Source organism: Acetivibrio saccincola (assembly GCF_002844395.1).
Taxonomy (GTDB): domain Bacteria; phylum Bacillota; class Clostridia; order Acetivibrionales; family Acetivibrionaceae; genus Herbivorax; species Herbivorax saccincola.
Genome location: NZ_CP025197.1, coordinates 73908 through 90555 on the forward strand (window position 1 = coordinate 73908; position 16648 = coordinate 90555).

Annotated in this window: 14 protein-coding genes, 5 tRNA genes and 1 pseudogene; 16 read left to right on the top strand and 4 right to left on the bottom strand. The window is 35.9% G+C overall.

The window, feature by feature from the left end; genetic code table 11:
- Window positions 1-40: 40 nt before the first annotated feature.
- The 5 genes and pseudogenes from HVS_RS00380 to HVS_RS00400 form a co-directional block, all read left to right on the top strand.
- On the top strand, window positions 41-553 hold the full coding sequence (locus tag HVS_RS00380; RefSeq protein WP_207654789.1) for an RNA polymerase sigma factor: 513 nt from the start codon (window positions 41-43) through the stop codon (window positions 551-553).
- Entirely contained in the window at window positions 522-1679 is a 1158-nt protein-coding gene (locus HVS_RS00385; RefSeq protein ID WP_101298509.1) for a hypothetical protein, read from the top strand. Before HVS_RS00380 ends, HVS_RS00385 begins: the two co-directional genes overlap by 32 nt.
- Window positions 1680-1903: 224 nt before the next feature.
- Complete coding sequence (locus HVS_RS00390; protein ID WP_101298510.1) at window positions 1904-2320, top strand: secondary thiamine-phosphate synthase enzyme YjbQ; 417 nt, start codon at window positions 1904-1906, stop codon at window positions 2318-2320.
- A 158-nt stretch (window positions 2321-2478) separates the two neighbouring features.
- On the top strand, window positions 2479-3240 hold the full coding sequence (locus HVS_RS00395) for a CapA family protein (protein ID WP_159063325.1): 762 nt from the start codon (window positions 2479-2481) through the stop codon (window positions 3238-3240).
- Window positions 3212-3667, top strand: a pseudogene (locus HVS_RS00400) (DJ-1/PfpI family protein); the annotation flags it as partial. The gene HVS_RS00395 and the pseudogene HVS_RS00400, both read left to right, overlap by 29 nt.
- 156 nt (window positions 3668-3823) lie before the next feature.
- Here HVS_RS00400 and HVS_RS00405 read toward each other — a convergent pair.
- On the bottom strand, window positions 3824-4807 hold the full coding sequence (locus HVS_RS00405; RefSeq protein ID WP_101298513.1) for an aldo/keto reductase: 984 nt from the start codon (window positions 4805-4807) through the stop codon (window positions 3824-3826).
- A gap of 111 nt (window positions 4808-4918) precedes the next feature.
- Window positions 4919-5548 (bottom strand): HAD-IA family hydrolase, encoded by a 630-nt coding sequence (locus HVS_RS00410; RefSeq protein ID WP_101298514.1) that lies wholly within the window; start codon window positions 5546-5548, stop codon window positions 4919-4921.
- A gap of 161 nt (window positions 5549-5709) precedes the next feature.
- On the opposite strand from HVS_RS00410, the gene HVS_RS00415 reads away from it, so the two are divergent.
- Both HVS_RS00415 and HVS_RS00420 read left to right on the top strand, forming a co-directional pair.
- Window positions 5710-5800 (top strand) — tRNA-Leu (locus HVS_RS00415).
- Between the two features lie 7 nt (window positions 5801-5807).
- Window positions 5808-5884: transfer RNA gene (locus tag HVS_RS00420), tRNA-Met, on the top strand.
- A gap of 89 nt (window positions 5885-5973) precedes the next feature.
- Here HVS_RS00420 and HVS_RS00425 read toward each other — a convergent pair.
- A complete protein-coding gene (locus HVS_RS00425) occupies window positions 5974-6285 on the bottom strand; it encodes a hypothetical protein (RefSeq protein ID WP_101298515.1) in 312 nt (103 codons plus the stop codon).
- Between the two features lie 254 nt (window positions 6286-6539).
- Complete coding sequence (locus HVS_RS00430; RefSeq protein WP_101298516.1) at window positions 6540-6890, bottom strand: hypothetical protein; 351 nt, start codon at window positions 6888-6890, stop codon at window positions 6540-6542.
- Between the two features lie 264 nt (window positions 6891-7154).
- On the opposite strand from HVS_RS00430, the gene HVS_RS00435 reads away from it, so the two are divergent.
- The 9 genes from HVS_RS00435 to HVS_RS00475 all read left to right on the top strand — a co-directional run bounded on the left by HVS_RS00435 (window position 7155) and on the right by HVS_RS00475 (window position 16632).
- Entirely contained in the window at window positions 7155-7673 is a 519-nt protein-coding gene (locus HVS_RS00435) for an HD domain-containing protein (RefSeq protein WP_101298517.1), read from the top strand.
- A gap of 182 nt (window positions 7674-7855) precedes the next feature.
- Window positions 7856-7932, top strand: a tRNA-Met gene (locus HVS_RS00440).
- Window positions 7933-7953: 21 nt separating this feature from the next.
- Window positions 7954-8028: transfer RNA gene (locus tag HVS_RS00445), tRNA-Glu, on the top strand.
- Window positions 8029-8035: 7 nt separating this feature from the next.
- Window positions 8036-8111 (top strand) — tRNA-Val (locus tag HVS_RS00450).
- A 383-nt stretch (window positions 8112-8494) separates the two neighbouring features.
- Entirely contained in the window at window positions 8495-10897 is a 2403-nt protein-coding gene (gene spoIIE / locus HVS_RS00455; protein WP_101298518.1) for a stage II sporulation protein E, read from the top strand.
- A gap of 77 nt (window positions 10898-10974) precedes the next feature.
- The gene (locus HVS_RS00460; RefSeq protein WP_101298519.1) at window positions 10975-11307 is read left to right on the top strand and encodes a hypothetical protein; all 333 of its coding nucleotides are present in this window, start codon (window positions 10975-10977) and stop codon (window positions 11305-11307) included.
- A 314-nt stretch (window positions 11308-11621) separates the two neighbouring features.
- Complete coding sequence (locus tag HVS_RS00465; protein WP_101298520.1) at window positions 11622-14045, top strand: endo-1,4-beta-xylanase; 2424 nt, start codon at window positions 11622-11624, stop codon at window positions 14043-14045.
- Between the two features lie 270 nt (window positions 14046-14315).
- Window positions 14316-15830 carry a carbohydrate-binding protein gene (locus tag HVS_RS00470; RefSeq protein ID WP_101298521.1) on the top strand — a complete coding sequence of 505 codons (1515 nt, stop codon included), beginning with the start codon at window positions 14316-14318 and terminating at the stop codon, window positions 15828-15830.
- 100 nt (window positions 15831-15930) lie between these two features.
- Window positions 15931-16632: a poly(ethylene terephthalate) hydrolase family protein gene (locus tag HVS_RS00475; protein ID WP_207654790.1), complete on the top strand. Its 702-nt coding sequence runs from the start codon at window positions 15931-15933 to the stop codon at window positions 16630-16632.
- Window positions 16633-16648: the final 16 nt, after the last annotated feature.

The following is a 16648-nucleotide window of genomic DNA, read 5'->3' on the forward strand; positions in this document are numbered from 1 at the left end:
TGTATATCGTATTATTGTTGAAGCGCGCTTCAGAAAGAAGGTGATCATTATTAAAACTCAAAAAATTAATGAAGACTTACAAGAGTTTGGCAACATGGTAATGAGTATATCAATGAATTATCTGAAAAATAAAGCTGACGCAGAGAATATAACTCAGGAAGTTTTTTTAAAACTATTTCTAAGCAGTAAAGAGTTTAAGAGTTATGAGCACAAAAAAGCCTGGCTTATACGTGTTACAACAAATCTTTGCAAGGATTTTTTAAAGTCTGCTTCAAAACGCCGTGACGTTTCCCTTGAAGAAGTGGCGGAACTTTCTTACATAGATAAAGGCAGGGGTGATGTACTTGATTTAATTAGAGAGTTGCCTGCCGGATACCGTAAAATAGTATATTTGTACTATTATGAGGGTTATAAAACAAAGGATATTGCAAAAATAACAGGACTATCTAAAAGCAATGTGTCCGTAAGCCTTCACAGGGCACGTAAATTGTTAAAAGAAAAAATTGAAAGGAGTGGAGATTATGAAGGACAGATATGTGAAAGAAGAATATAATGAGACAGTTATGAGTGATGAACTTAAAATGCGTATACTAAAAACATGTGAGAATCTTGAAAGCCTTGATGAAAGGGACAGCATAAAAGTCTCAAATAAAAAAGGGTTGCTTATTGCTGTGGCTACAATGGCGGCTGTATTGATGTTTACACTAGGAGTCAGTGCCGCAAAAGATTGGGAGTACCTGGAGGTTTTCAGAAAAATATTTGGTGACAGTGTGGATAATGTGGCAGATATATATTCATATCCAGAGGTAGATGTAATGGTTAATACTTTTGAAGATTTGGAAATAGAAGTGAAAGGTGTGGTGGCAACAAAAAACAGTTTGTATGTGCTTTTTGACTTTGTTGCACTTGACGGGACGATATTTGATACTACGGATATACATGAAGGTTCAATATATGTTACTTCACTTGGTAATGAGGTGAATTTACATAACCCTAACCGTTATTCAAACCACTTTTTTGACTTTAATATTGAAAGTAAAGACCGGATAAAGTTAAATGAAATGGCAGGGCATGGAATAAATGGATTTGTTTTATTTGATGGAGGTGCGTCTGTTCTGGATATTTATGACGGAAATGATTTTGACAACCGTATGAGTATTGCTTACTGTGAGACTCTTAATATTTGCGATTATCCGGGTTCTGTTGTGGTGCTTTCAATTAACTCAATTAGTAAGGATGGTAAAATTATAAAAGAAGGTGTCTGGAAAGCAAAATTCACCGTACCGGAACAAGAATTAAAGGTAATTAATTTGGATGTAAATAAAAAAACAAAAATGCTGCGAAACATGGTGTTTGATTACACATCCGGTGACGAGTACATTTATGACGAAGTTGAGATTAATAATGTAACCATTGATGCCCTCAGCTTTCAGTTTACCTTCACTGCACATCGAGGCTATTTAACAACCCACACTTTCCACGTCTGGCTTGAAATGAAGGATGGGAGTATAGTCGGATATCCGGATATATATGAGTCTGCATATAAAGGTGCTATGCAAGGATGCGGCACTCAAAGGGGTAAAAGCGGGGTTGTAAAGATTATATTAAATGAACCTATTAATCCGGATGATATTAAAGCCATTCATATGGGAACGGATTTAGTTATAGAATTGGATTAGGCAAAAAAAGTAAAAGATTTAATATTCCCTCTGTATTTTTGAATACAAAGATATAGATACTGAAATTACTTAATTTGATAAACAAAAAGAATTAATATATAATTAAAAATAAAAATTGTGCTTAAAACAGTAAAAGCAGCAAATTATACTTTTTAAAGTATAAAATGATAGTTGGATTAACAATCTAAATAAGGTAGTTTCAGTATTGTGGGAGGGAATAAAAAATGAAATCATACCGTAAAGAATTGGTTTTCAACGTACCTGCAAGAAGGGCATATATCAATATTACACAACAGGTTCAGGATTGCATTGACGAAAGCGGTGTAAAAGAAGGATTAGTTTTAGTTAATGCAATGCATATTACAGCCAGTGTATTTGTAAATGATGATGAACCGGGGCTGCATCAGGATTTTGAGAAATGGTTGGAAGGCTTAGCGCCGGAAAAGCCGTATAGTCAATATAAGCACAACGGGTATGAGGATAATGCAGATGCTCACCTTAAACGTCAGATTATGGGAAGAGAAGTGGTGGCGGCAATTACCAACGGAAAGCTGGACTTTGGTCCGTGGGAACAGATATTTTATGGAGAGTTTGATGGCAAACGTCAAAAACGTGTACTTGTCAAAATAATAGGTGAGTAGCAATCCGGGAGAAGGAAACAAAAAAAGAATCCAAAACAGCAGGATAAATTCAAAATTTGGGCAAGGAATTAATTTTCTTTGCCCGGTTTGTATTTTTTTATAAGTAAAGCAAAAAATTAATGGGTAAGGTGAAAAAAATAAATAAAAGAGAGGGAAATATGCGTAAAGTTTTTACCAAAATTTTTGCCATTGTATTACTGGGTTTAGTTTTATCCGTCAGCAGTATTTTTATTTTAAGTGACAGGAGGATAAGTTTTGCACCCGGAGAGCCTAAAAGCTCTGAAGAACTTGACAAAAACAACTTGAAAGACAAAACCTCAAATAATAAAACTTCAAATGATGACCAGGACAAGGAATTTGAAGATAGCGGAAAAGATATAAATTCAAATGAAAATACTGAGCCTAAAGAGAATTCAGAAACCGGAGAGAATACTGAAACTGAAGAGGATACCCAATTAAGTGTAAAAATATCTTTTGCCGGTGATGTTCTCCTTGCAAGCGGGGTGGAGTCACTTATAGAGCAAAAGGGAACGGAATTTATCATTTCAGATGTGAAACACATCTTTGAAGAGTCAGATATCTCAATGGTAAATTTAGAATGTGCCATTAGTGAAATAGGTACCAAAGCGCCGGACAAACAGTTTACCTTTAGGGCAAAGCCCCAAACCCTTGATGTTTTAAAATTTTCCAAAATGGATATAGTAAGCCTTGCCAACAATCACACCCTGGATTTTGGAGTGGAAGCTCTTTTGGATACCTTTCAAAATTTAAGAGATTATGGTATTAAATATGCCGGGGCGGGCATGAATATGGATGAAGCAGCCAGACCTGTTTTTATTGAAGAAAATGGCATTAAAATAGCCTTTATTGCGTCAAGCCGTGTTATACCGGGGGGAGGTGGTTCGTACTTCGATTCATGATTTTGAAGGGGATCAGACTTACAGTGAGAAAAGGGGACACAATTTTGCTTTAAATGCCACCTTTGATGAGGTTGAAGCTGGAGATTATGACGCCCTTGTTATACCCGGCGGACGTGCTCCGGAGTACATAAGACTGAATAAAAAAGTATTGGAAATGGTAAAGCATTTTGACAACGAGAATAAACCAATTGCCGCTATATGCCATGGACCTCAGGTTCTTACTGCAGCGGGTGTTTTAAAGGGCAGAGAATGTGCAGGATATCCGGCTGTAGCCCCGGATATAGAAGCTGCAGGTGGCAAGTACATAAATTTAGACATGGATAAAGCCCACGTGGAGGGTAATCTGGTTACTGCACCGGCCTGGCCGGCACACCCGGATTGGCTTGCTAAACTTCTAAAAGTACTTGGTGCAGAAATAAAGATATAATATATAATATAAGAGATATAATATAGATATATATATTTTGCAAGTATATACAGATAAAAAATATAGTATATTGCATATAGAAATATAAGAGACGGTATAAAGACAAAGGTGTTGTTGAAGGGCTATTTTCAACAACACCTTTTAAAATCAAAATTTTTACCACAGATGGTGAACACTGTCCTTGATGTATTTGTCGTATATATTCTTCACCGCTTCCATTTGCTCTGCTGACAAATCGGGCATGTCTGATGAAGCGGCATTTTGCATTACCTGTTCCGGGGTTTTACCTCCAGGTATAGTGCAGCTTACAGCGTCCTCCATAAGAATCCACTTAAGGGCAAACTGTGCCATTGTATAACCTTCAGGCTTTATTTTAGAAAGTTCTTCAACGGCTTTTAGTCCTAATTCAAAATCTACTCCGGAAAAAGTTTCGCCCCTGTCAAAGGCTTCCCCTTTCCGGTTGAATTTCCTGTGGTCATCATCTTCAAAAGTGGTGTCCTTTGTCATTTTTCCGGTAAGAAGCCCGCTGGCTAAAGGAACGCGTACAATTATACCTACATTGTTTTCCTTTGCTTTTTTGAAAAACACTTCATTGGGCTTATGCCTGAACATATTGTATATTATCTGAACGGTACTTACATTAGGGTAGGTTATTGCTTTTAAAGCCTCATCCACAGTTTCTACACTTACACCATAATAAGCAATTTTGCCCTTTTTCACAATTTCATCCATACCGTAAAAGAGTTCTTCGTTGTCGTAAACTTCCGTTGGGGGGCAGTGAAGCTGTAAAAGGTCAATTTTCTCAACATCAAGATTTTTAAGGCTTCTGTCTATAAAGTTTTCAATATTTTCCTTTGTATAGCCTTCAGCTGTATGAGGATTTAACCGTCTTCCTGCTTTGGTTGCTATATAAAATTTTTCCTTTGTGCTTTTAGAAAGCTTAGAAAGCAGTCTCTCACTTCTGCCGTCGCCGTAAACATCTGCGGTGTCAAAGAAATTAATTCCCACTTCAAGAGCCTTTTCCAAGGCTTTCATACTTGTATTGTCATCAACGCTGCCCCAGGTTCCTCCTATTGCCCATGCACCAAAAGATACTTCAGAAACTTTATAACCCGTCTTTCCAAGAACTCTGTATTTCATAGTTGGCCTCCTTTTACTAAATAGTTTATTATAATGATATCACAAATAATATTACAGCAGTAGCTGCAGCGGCAGTAACTTTATTTATTTTATAACTTTTATAAAACTTGTTTATAGCCCTGTTATAATTTCAAGGAGTTTTTCCGGTGTATCAGCTAAGTAATCAGGATTTTTGCTTTCAAGAAGTTCTTTTGAGTCAAATCCCCATGTAACAGCAATAATACTAATTTTGCATTTTTTACAAGCCACAATATCTCTTTCCTCATCACCTATGTAAATAACATCTTCTTTTTTAAGATTATTTTGCTCAATAAATGAGTTTATAGTCAGATGTTTTCCAAAAAGATTTTTAGATGAATGGATTTTATTAAACACGTCAATTCCATTTTTCTTTAATACTTCTTTTATTATATCCTCTGAATTTGAAGATATAATATTAATGTTATAATTATTTTTTTTTAAAGTTTCAATAACTTCTTTCATTCCTTTAAAGACTTTAACATCAGGAAAGTGATTTTTAAACTTGTTTTTTGCCTTACGGTATAAAAAAGGTATTCTATAAATGGGGATGGAAAGGTATTCACATTTTTTAATAACTGACATTTTCTTTAAGGTAGAAAAATCGTCAGGGGTTATTTTTTTGTAGTTGTATTCACCGGCAAGCAGATTGTACATTTCAACTACAGAATCTGTTGAATCAACTATTGTTCCATCAAAATCAAATATAAGAGTTTTTTGCATATACATACATCCTTTACCTTGTGATATCTTAATTATGTGATATAATATTATAGGTTTTGTACATGATATTATTATGTACAAAAAATAACATCAAAAAAACTATTGACATTTATTAAAACATGTATTATACTGATATAGTCATATCGAAGTAGTGTGTTTAAGCCGGAGTGGCGGAACAGGCAGACGCACAGGACTTAAAATCCTGCGGGAAATCAAATTCCCGTACCGGTTCGATTCCGGTCTCCGGCACCAATGACATCGCGGGATGGAGCAGTCCGGTAGCTCGTCGGGCTCATAACCCGAAGGTCGGGGGTTCAAATCCCTCTCCCGCAACCAAGAAAAATAAACCCTAGAGTCAAAAGGCTCTAGGGTTTTATTAATTTAAAAATATTCAAAGAAGCAAAATTGCAATTTTAACTGAAATTTTATTTTACACCTTTAATTCCAAACAGCCAGTTCTTTATTTTTTTGAAGATTCCTTGAAATTCAGGTCTGTCCTTATGACCGTGTATGTAAAAGTAATATTCGTGAAGTATCAATAGCTCCATATATGTATCATCTAGCTGCCTTATCAGATTCTGTTTATCTTCAGGAATGATGTTTTCCAATGCTTTGTATAGTTTAGAGTAGCGGTTGTTAATTTCTCTGCATTCTTTTGTCTTTTCTAATTTTTCAGCTAAATAGTCCAGCCTTTTTGTATAACTATTAGGATCTTTAATGTCTACACTGTTATCCATTATTTTTCCTTGCTCCCTTAAAAATAAATTTAAAAATAGACAATATATTGAATATATACATTTTATATCAGAAACGTTAACATTTCTATTGTATTTGTGCATAAAAATTTAGAAAATTTCTATATATTATATACTATTTTAAAAAAATCAAGCACACAAAATATAAAAATACCCTATTAAAGTTAAAATGCTTTAATAGGGTACAAATAAAGTCTTTTATAATTACTTTTACAGTTAGAAATCACAGTTATTAATTAGTCTAAAACTCTTATTTCTGCTGCTTCAGCCGTAAAAGATTCAGCGTCAGTTTTGTAAAAAACAATTTCTATTTTTACGTCTTCTTCAAGTGAATCAGGAGAGATGCTTTCACCACTACTATTTAAAAATTTTGTTTTTTCAGATACGGAAAAAGCAAATGTGGCATACTCATCTGACTCTTCTAAATATTGGGTCAAAAAGACATGTTTTGCTTGATTGTTATCATCAAAACTAATGTTCCTAAGTGTTCCCGAAATAGTGTCAGTTTCATGTTTATTGCTACATGCTGACATTGAAATAACAAGAATGATGCCTATTAAAATTAGAGAAATCTTTTTCAATTTCATAACCATAACCCCTTTTTTAATTTTAAAGTGTAATCCTGTCATGTAAATTTTCTTTATACACTATACATTGTAGCACTTTTATCTAAAATCTCCAAGTGCTTAAGGCAGAATATTTTAGATTTAATTTTCCATTTTTGATATAATTAGAATAGTTAAATGTTTTTAAAACTAAATATTAAATAATCTATATTTTATTAATATGTGGGAAAATATATGGTAGTAAAATTAAAACAAATAATTTTAAAAATATGAGAGGGTTTAATTATGGACAGGGTACTTAAAGTAATAAAGGCAGTAAATGAATATTTTGAAAAAGGCGAAAAGGAGCCTCAAAAACCCTTTTTAAAATATTTGCTGCACACATATGGGGTGGCATATCTTTCAGCTGCAATTGCAAAGGTCAGGGGACTTGATATGGAGTTGGCATTTATTATTGGAATTTTACATGACATAGGTAAATTAAAAACAAAAGAATTGGAAACAGATACAGATAAAGAAAACAGTTATAGTCACTGTATAGAAGGTGAGAAAATAGCAAAAGAAGTATTGACAAACTTAAATAGCTTTAATGAGGAGGAAATTGAAATTATATGCCGGGCTATAAGAAATCATGCAAATAAAAAGGTTGAGGAGTCTTTATATGATGAAGTGATTAAGGATGCAGATGTCATTGAAAAACTGTTTACAGAAGGTAAAAAATTTAAAAATAAAATGCATAAGAGAAAAAGACTGAAAAGTACCCTTAGGGAGTTTGAACTAAAGCTATACAACAGGGAGCCTTGAGGGTGTTGGGCAGCTTGTTTTTATACTTAAAAAAGCTTGCATCTGTGCTTAAAAACAATGGCGGGATTTGGGCTGCAATTTAAAAGAAGCAAATTCCAAAAAAAATTATTAAAAAATCACTTGACTTTTACTTAGGTTATCTGCTACAATATTAAAGCGTGCTGGAGATACAACAGTGACATGGCGGCGTAGCTCAGTTGGCTAGAGCATACGGTTCATACCCGTAGTGTCGTTGGTTCAAGTCCAATCGCCGCTACCAGCGCCTTAAATTTTATAATATGGCCCATTGGTCAAGCGGTTAAGACACCGCCCTTTCACGGCGGTAACAGGGGTTCGAGTCCCCTATGGGTCACCACATGTGTGGGCGCTTAGCTCAGCTGGGAGAGCACCTGCCTTACAAGCAGGGGGTCATAGGTTCGAGCCCTGTAGCGCCCACCACTTATTTATAAAAAATGCATAGTTAAGGTACAAAGCCTTTTTATTATGTTCCAAAAAACCGGCATAATAAAAAGGCTTTATTTTTGCCTGTATTTAAAAACCTGTATTCAAAAATTAAAAAAGTTTTAAAAAAGTTTAAAAAAGTTTTGACTAAATGTTACATAATTATTTAAAAATATCTGTGTGTTCAAAGTTATATTTCTATATTGAACTTCCTTCTTTAACTTAGTCTGATGTAATCTCTAGATGTGTTTTGTGGATACATGTCATAAATATTTTCTGTCTTTGCAACTTAAAATGACAAATATTTTTTTGGAAGTTGTATATAATCAGTTTTGTGCAAAAACGCCAAAACCAAAAAATAAATTAGGGGGTCACAAAAGATGAAGCCAGAAATTTTTTCTTATGAAAAGTCAGGGAGTTTAGGAAAAGCTTATGGAAAGATAGGGGAAAGTATCCTTTCACACATAGGCTTTTCAAAAACCAACATTTTAATGTTTTTAGCAAGTTTTCTTTTAGGAAGGGTTTCACTGTTTCAAGGAACTATGCCATTTGGACTAGCTTTTTTTGCTGCAGCCTCAACAAAAACATTTAACAAGATTTTAATGGCAGTTGCCGTTTTGGCAGGAATGATAACCGGAGGGGCTGTGGAAGAGCTGTTTACTGCACTTCTTTTTATTGGTATATTTTCAATTTTAACCAGGGTATTAAAAAACATTAAAATAAAAGAAGACTACAAGATAGCAGTTACAGGGATTGTAAGTGCGCTGATACCACAAATGTATATGGTGTATTTAAATGGATTTTTATTATATGATTTATTAATGGCAATTTTTTATTCAGGGTTGGTTTTTTCATTAATTTTTATTTTTAGAAGCAGCGGACTTTTATCAGATGGTGTAAAAAAGAAAGATACGTATTCAAATGAAGAAATAATAAGCATGGCAGTGATGGCGGCTTTGATGCTTTCAGCTGTCAGTGATATTAGTTTTTTGGGATTTACACTGACAAATATATTAGGAATTTTATCAATATTAATATTCAGTACAAAGCTTGGTTCCGGAGCCGGGGCAGCTGTGGGGGTGATAACAGGGCTTGTAATAAGCATGGCCAACCCTGCAGCACCACCTGTTATAATTGCTTCTTATGCTTTTTGCGGGCTTTTGACAGGTGTTTTTAAAAATCTTGGAAAAATAGGGGCAAGCATTGGGTTTATAGCGGCAAATGCCTTGCTTACACTGTATTTAAATGGCTCTACAGAAATTCTCATACATATAAAAGATATATCTATGGCGTCTATGATTTTTATACTTATTCCTGAAAAAGTAATGGAAAATACATTTGGGTTTTTAGATAATAAATCCAAAGTAAAAGACAAAATTAGCTACAGTGAAAGAATAAGGGAACTTACTGTGAATAAACTTAATAATTTTGCACTGGCATTTAGTGAAATAGCAAAAACTTTTAATGAAATATCTCAAACAAAAATGATTACTAATAAGCAGGATATATCCTCTTTATTTGACAGGGTGGCTGAAAAGGTATGCAAAGACTGCAGTTTGTGTATGTACTGCTGGGACAGGAATTTTTACAGTACCTATCAGGTTATGTTTAGAATAGTTGAGGCTTTAGAAAAGAAGGGCTGCATTAATGAAAAGGATATACCCGGGCAGTTTATTGAGAAATGTGAGCATGTAGTGGAATTTGTAAAGCAAATTAATAATATATACGAATTATTTAAGGTGGATATGGTGTGGAAAAGTAAAATGGGGGAGAGCAGGGGTATTATATCCCAGCAATTAGACGGGCTGTCAAAGGTTATATCAAATCTTGCTTCGGAAATTAACACAGACATTAAATTCAAAAGGGAGCTGGAGGACAGCTTATTATTGGAATTGGATATGGCAGGTGTGAAAGTTAAGGATGTAATAATATATGAAAATAAATGGGGAAAATTTGAGGTAAATATTTTTCATAAAGACTGCAGGGGAAAAAATAGGTGTATAGATATAATGGAAAACAAAGCATCTGAAGTTTTAGGCAAAAAGATGGTTAAAGACAGGACTGAATGTATTTACAACCATAAAACAAATATATGCAATTTAAAACTGGTTGAAGAGGAGGTTTTGAGTGTTACCACAGGGGTGGCCAGAAGACCAAAATATGAAGGACAGGTTTGCGGGGATAATTACACATTTATGAATACAGGGGACGGAAAATATATTTTGGCTTTGAGTGATGGAATGGGGGCAGGTCAAATAGCTTTCAACCAAAGCAATGCTGCTATAAACTTGTTGGAGCAGTTTATAGAGACCGGTTTTGATAAAGACACTGCAATAAAACTGATAAACTCCATTCTTGTGCTGAAATCCGATGAAGATTCTTTTGCAACAATTGACCTTACAGCAGTTGATTTATATGATGGGAAGGTTGAGTTTGTTAAAATAGGTGCAGTTCCGACATTTATAAAAAAAGAAGAAACCGTTGAAGTTGTAAAATCCATTTCACTGCCTGCAGGAATACTTAGTAATATTGAAACAGAACTTGTTTCTAAAGAAGTTGGAAACGGGGATTTTATTATAATGATGTCTGACGGGGTAATAGACTCATTTATGAAAGAAGAAGAAGGGGAGCAGGGTTTGATAGATTATATTGACGGTATTAAAAGCATCAATCCCCAGGAAATTGCGGATACAATATTGGATAAAGCCCTTTCTAACTGTGGGGAAAGGCCTTTGGATGACATGACTGTCATGGTAGCAAAAATATGGAGCCGGGGGAGCTAAACAAATTACATATTATATGTATAATTTTCACAATTCCGAAACAAACTAATGCTGAATATATATTTCGGAGGAACTGTATGGTATATGATGAGACTAAAAAAATCATAATTGTAAAAAATATACCTTCAAACTTAGTTGAAGAAGCAATTTTAATTTTAAAGGGAAATTCAAAAAATGGGGAGAAAGGCAGCAAAGATAGCGAATACAAAAAAAACCAGTACATCATTAAGGAGGCGGAAGAGGTTATAAAAAATTGTGTTTATGGGAAGAGAAATTTAAATAATTTAGCGGTGGGGTTAAATTTGAAGCCAAACTTCTTTAAACTCAGAATGTTAGCAAATGCCATAGTAAACATTGTTATGTTAGGAAGTATAGTTCTTCTGATTTTGATGGTTGCAAAGCTCTTATAATGCACCCGTTTAGCCAAAGCTAAACGGGTTAATTTTTTTAGTTTTGTTGATGTTATAAATTAAAAAAGAAAAAAAGTCAACTTTTCTTCAATATAAATCATAGAATTTTATGTAAGAAGGGGATAAAATATAAAGAGAGAGGTGTATATTTTAATATACTACACAGGAAGTTAGGGGAATTAAAAAGTGCTTATTTCAAGTTTAAAAAAGTCAAAGCTAGTTATCGTATTACAATTCTGAAAGTACATCTCTAAAGGTTGATAATAAAATTTTATTAAAATTAAAATTAAAAATAAAGAGAGGGGAGTTCACTTATGAAACAAAAAGTGACGCTGATTCTGGCACTTATAATGTGCATTACACTTTTAGCGGCTCCAAATGTACAAGCACGTACTGTCACATCAAATGAAATAGGCACCCACGGGGGATATGACTTTGAATTTTGGGTAGATTCCGGTTCAGGCTCTATGACTTTGAAAGACGGCGGAGCTTTTAGCTGTCAATGGAGTAATATAAATAATATATTATTCCGTAAAGGACGCAAATTTGACCAAACCAAGACGCATCAGCAGCTTGGGAATATTGTGGTGGAATATGCGGCTGACTACCGTCCAAACGGGAACTCATATTTGTGTATCTATGGATGGACGGTAGACCCCCTTGTAGAATACTATATTATTGAAAGCTGGGGTAACTGGCGTCCTCCAGGAGCACAGTCAAAGGGTATGATTACAGTGGACGGCGGTACATATGATATTTATGAGACTACAAGGGTTAACCAGCCTTCCATTATAGGTACTGCAACTTTCCAACAGTATTGGAGTGTTAGAACATCTAAAAAAACAAGCGGTACTGTATCTGTAAGCCAGCACTTCAGAGCTTGGGAAAGCATGGGTATGAAAATGGGTAAAATGTATGAAGTTGCTACTACAGTAGAGGGATACCAGAGCAGTGGTTCTGCAGACGTTTATAAAAACGTAATTACCATTGGCGGAAGTATACCTAACGACCCAATAGATCCAGTGGAACCAGGAGGTCCAGGTGGTTCTACAATGCCGGAGAATAACGGTCCTAACTCAAGAGACGCTTTTTCAAGAATTGAAGCAGAAGAATACAACGCTTACAACTCTTCAAGCATGGAAATTATAGGAACGGGAAGCGGAGAAGGTATAGGCTATATAGAAAGCGGAAACACACTTACATTTAAAAACATAAATTTTGGAAGCGGTGCAAGTAAGTTTACTGCAAATGTTGCATCTGATGTGGATAATCCTACAACAATTGATATAAGAATAGGCAGTTCAACAGGAACACGCATAGGTTCTTTACAAGTGGGTTCAACAGGAGGTTGGAATGACTATACAGAGCTTTCCACAAATATAACTTCTGTTACAGGGGTAAATGATGTTGTATTGGTATTTTCAGGTCCTGTAAATATTGACTGGTTTACTTTTACAAAGGGAGGCGGAAGTGATCCGGTACCTACCGTGGGACCAGGACCTGTAATTAAATTTGGTGATTTAAACGGTGATGGTGTAATTGATTCTATGGATGCAGCGTTGCTTAACAGATACGTTATGGAGATTTCAACTTCCATACCAAAAATTGATGCTGCTGACTTAAACGGGGACGGTCTAATTAACTCCATGGACGCAACATTACTTAACAGATACATATTAGAAGTTATTGATAAATTCCCGGCGGAAGACAAGTTGCCACCACATCAGCCAACTCCGTCAAATCCGCCTCTTACAGGAACGGCCCTGAAGGACTATGGAGCGGCTAACGGGAAAGTAATAGGCTCTTGTGTTAACAGCCAATGGTTTTATAATCAGACAAGCCCTATTTACGAAGAAATTTTAAAAAGAGAGTTTGCAATGGTGGTTGCTGAAAATGAAATGAAATTTGATGCCCTTCAGCCATCTCAAAACAATTTTAACTTTGCAAACGGTGACAGGCTGGTTTCATTTGCCCAGCGCAACAATATGGAAGTACGCGGACATACACTATTGTGGCACAACCAGCTTCCAAGATGGGTACAAAATGGAAACTGGACAAGGGATTCTCTGACTGCTGTTATAAATAATCATATAAATACAGTATTAACACACTACAAAGGCAAAATAAAGGAATGGGACGTAGTTAACGAGGCTGTGGATGACAGCGGCAATTCCCTTAGAAACAGTGTGTTTACAAGGGTAATTGGTCCAGACTTTATAGACATTGCATTCCATGCAGCAAGAAAGGCTGACCCTGATGCACTTCTTTTCTACAATGACTACAATATAGAAGATTTAGGTGCTAAATCCAATTACACATATAATATGATTAAAGGTATGGTGGAAAGAGGAGTACCTATTGACGGTGTAGGTTTCCAATGTCACTTTATCAACGGTATGAGTGCTCAACAATTGGCTGATATAGAGAGGAATGTAAAACGCTATGCTGATCTTGGACTTTTGGTATCTTTTACTGAAATTGATATAAGAATACCATCTTCCCAGAATCAAAACCAGGCGTTTCAGGTACAGGCGGACAATTACAAATCACTTATGGAAATTTGCCTGAGAAATCCTAATGTTAAAACTTTTGTATTTTGGGGATTTACCGATCAATATTCATGGGTTCCGGGAGTATTCCCAGGTACTGACAATCCATTGATTTTTGATAGAAATTACAATCCAAAGCCAGCATACAATGCAATAATAGATGCTTTAAAAGAGGCACTTGAAAGATAGCATACAAACATACAAATTTATATTTAAATTATCATTACAGCAATTTTACGGCAATATAGTACCGCAGCCAATTGCCGCAAACAGTGATTTTCCCCTTTTTCATTGTCGCAACATGTATGATTTATATACATGTTGCGGCATAAATTACACATTAGAAGTTACATATAATTAAAACAAAATGAAACATGTATTCATTTTTTATTTTGTTGCGAAATTTATACTTAAGAAGGTATATAAACATTGCACAGATTTAAAAAGGAGGTCAAGTTTATGAAAAAAAGCATTTTAAGTATTTTTTTATGCATCTTGTTGGTAGCATCATTTTTAAACACTTTTACGTTTATTTCTACAGCGGCTTTACAGCCAACTATGCCGCCTGCAGGCTATGACAGGGTGAATAACAACATTCCTCATGGCCAGGTAAGTTATATTAATTATTTTTCCAAGGCTACAAACAGTCAGCGCAGGGCAAGGATTTACCTGCCTCCGGGATATTCCCCAGATAAGAAATACAGTGTTATGTATTTGCTACACGGGATCGGAGGAAATGAAGATGAGTGGTATCAAAATGGTGTACCACATGTAATTCTTGACAATCTCATTGCAGCAGGCGAAATAGATCCTTTTATTTTGGTATTGCCATATGGTAATGCAAGTGCACCTGGAGTGGATGGCTGGGAGAATTTCACCAAAGATTTATTAGAAAGCCTTATACCTTATATAGAAAGCAACTATTCAGTTTATACTGATGCAAAGCACAGGGCTATTGCTGGTCTTTCCCAGGGTGGGGCACAGGCTGTAAATATTGGTTTGCCAAATGCAGATAAATTTCATTATGTAGGCGGTTTTTCATCATCACCAATTATGAAGCAAAACAATCAATTATTCCCTGACGGCGGGACTAAAGTAAGAGAGAATATAAAGTTGCTGTTTCTTTCCTGTGGTACAGCAGATAACCTAATCTTCAGCAACAACAGATTAGTGGATTACTGTAAGAAAAATAATATACCGCATGTTGAGTGGCTTCTTCACAATTATGGTCATGATTGGACTGTGTGGAAACCAAGTTTGTGGAATTTTGCAAGGATGGCCTGTGCAGCAGGATTTACAGAGCCAGGTGGCGGCGGACCGACTACACCACCAACACCAACACTACCACCAACACCAAGGTCTGCATTTTCACGTATTGAAGCAGAGGATTACAATGCTATTAATTCTTCATCAATGAGAGTAATAGATACTCCTGGCGGCGGTGGCGGAATAGGGTATATAGAAAGCGGGGATTCTGTATTATATAGCAAAATAGATTTTGGAAGCGGGGCAAAATCTTTTAAAGCCATGGTGGCAAGTGCCTTGGATATAAATATTGACCTTAGATTAAACAGTCCTTCAGGAACACGCATAGGGACACTTTCAGCTCCTTCAACAGGTGACTGGGATACATATCAACTATTAAGCTGTGATATTAGCAATGTTACAGGAGAAAATGACTTGTATCTTGTATTCTCAGGTCCTGTTAATGTGGACTGGTTTGAATTCAGCGGTGGAACAGTTCCCACAAATCCGCCAACCGGAAATTTAGGCGATATAAATAGAGACGGAACTATAAACACCAGCGACTACACATTGTTATCCAGACATATATTAGAAATTACAACCCTTACAGGGGAGGCATTTAGAAATGCCGATATCAACGGGGACGGAATCATTAATTCTAATGATGCTACACTTCTACAAAGATATATATTAGAAATTATTGATAGATTCCCAGGTCAAGGATACTGACCTGGGCCATCACCTGATCCTACTTCTGTCAAATCCTCCTGTCAATGCCAGAATTTTGCCTCCTGTTGACAGTGTAGAGGATTATGGTCCATTTCAAGTAGTGATAGACAAAGATGTGGGACCAAATAGAAAAGGGTGGGTTTTCAGGCCGGCCAATCTTGGAAGTTTAGGTGTTGAAGCACATCCAATATTTTTATACGGACCAGGCGGGGGATCTCATCCAAGTTATTATGAATCACCTATGACCAAGGTTGCTTCTCATGGTTTTGTGGTTTACAGTGAAGAATCATCATTTTCAGGAGATGAAATGAAAGCAGCATTGGATTGGATTATACAGCAAAACAGCAACCCGTCCAGCCCATACTACAATAAACTGGATACAAGCAGGATTGCGGCAGGAGGACACTCACTTGGTTCAGTAGCTGCTTATGGTGTTGCAAGTGATCCTAGAATATCAACTACAATTCACATGAATGGCGGTTCTCTTGACGGTACAGGAGCAAGTAAAATGAGAAAGCCCACCGCTCTTGTTTGCGGATTGGAGGACGATTTAGCCCTTGAAAATACAAGGAATGACTTCAGGCAGGCAACAGTACCAATATGGTATGGTGAAATGAGAGGTGGCGGTCATGGAAGCGGACCATTTGACGGAATTCCTGCAACGATAGCATGGCTAAGATGGCATTTAGGCGGGGAAACTGAGCGTAAAGATATGTTTATAGGAGAAGGACAATTTTACTTTAACAGAGGTATATGGATATCTCACAGCAAGAACTGGGAAAACTATAAAGATCCCTTTTAAACTTTGGAAATAGACA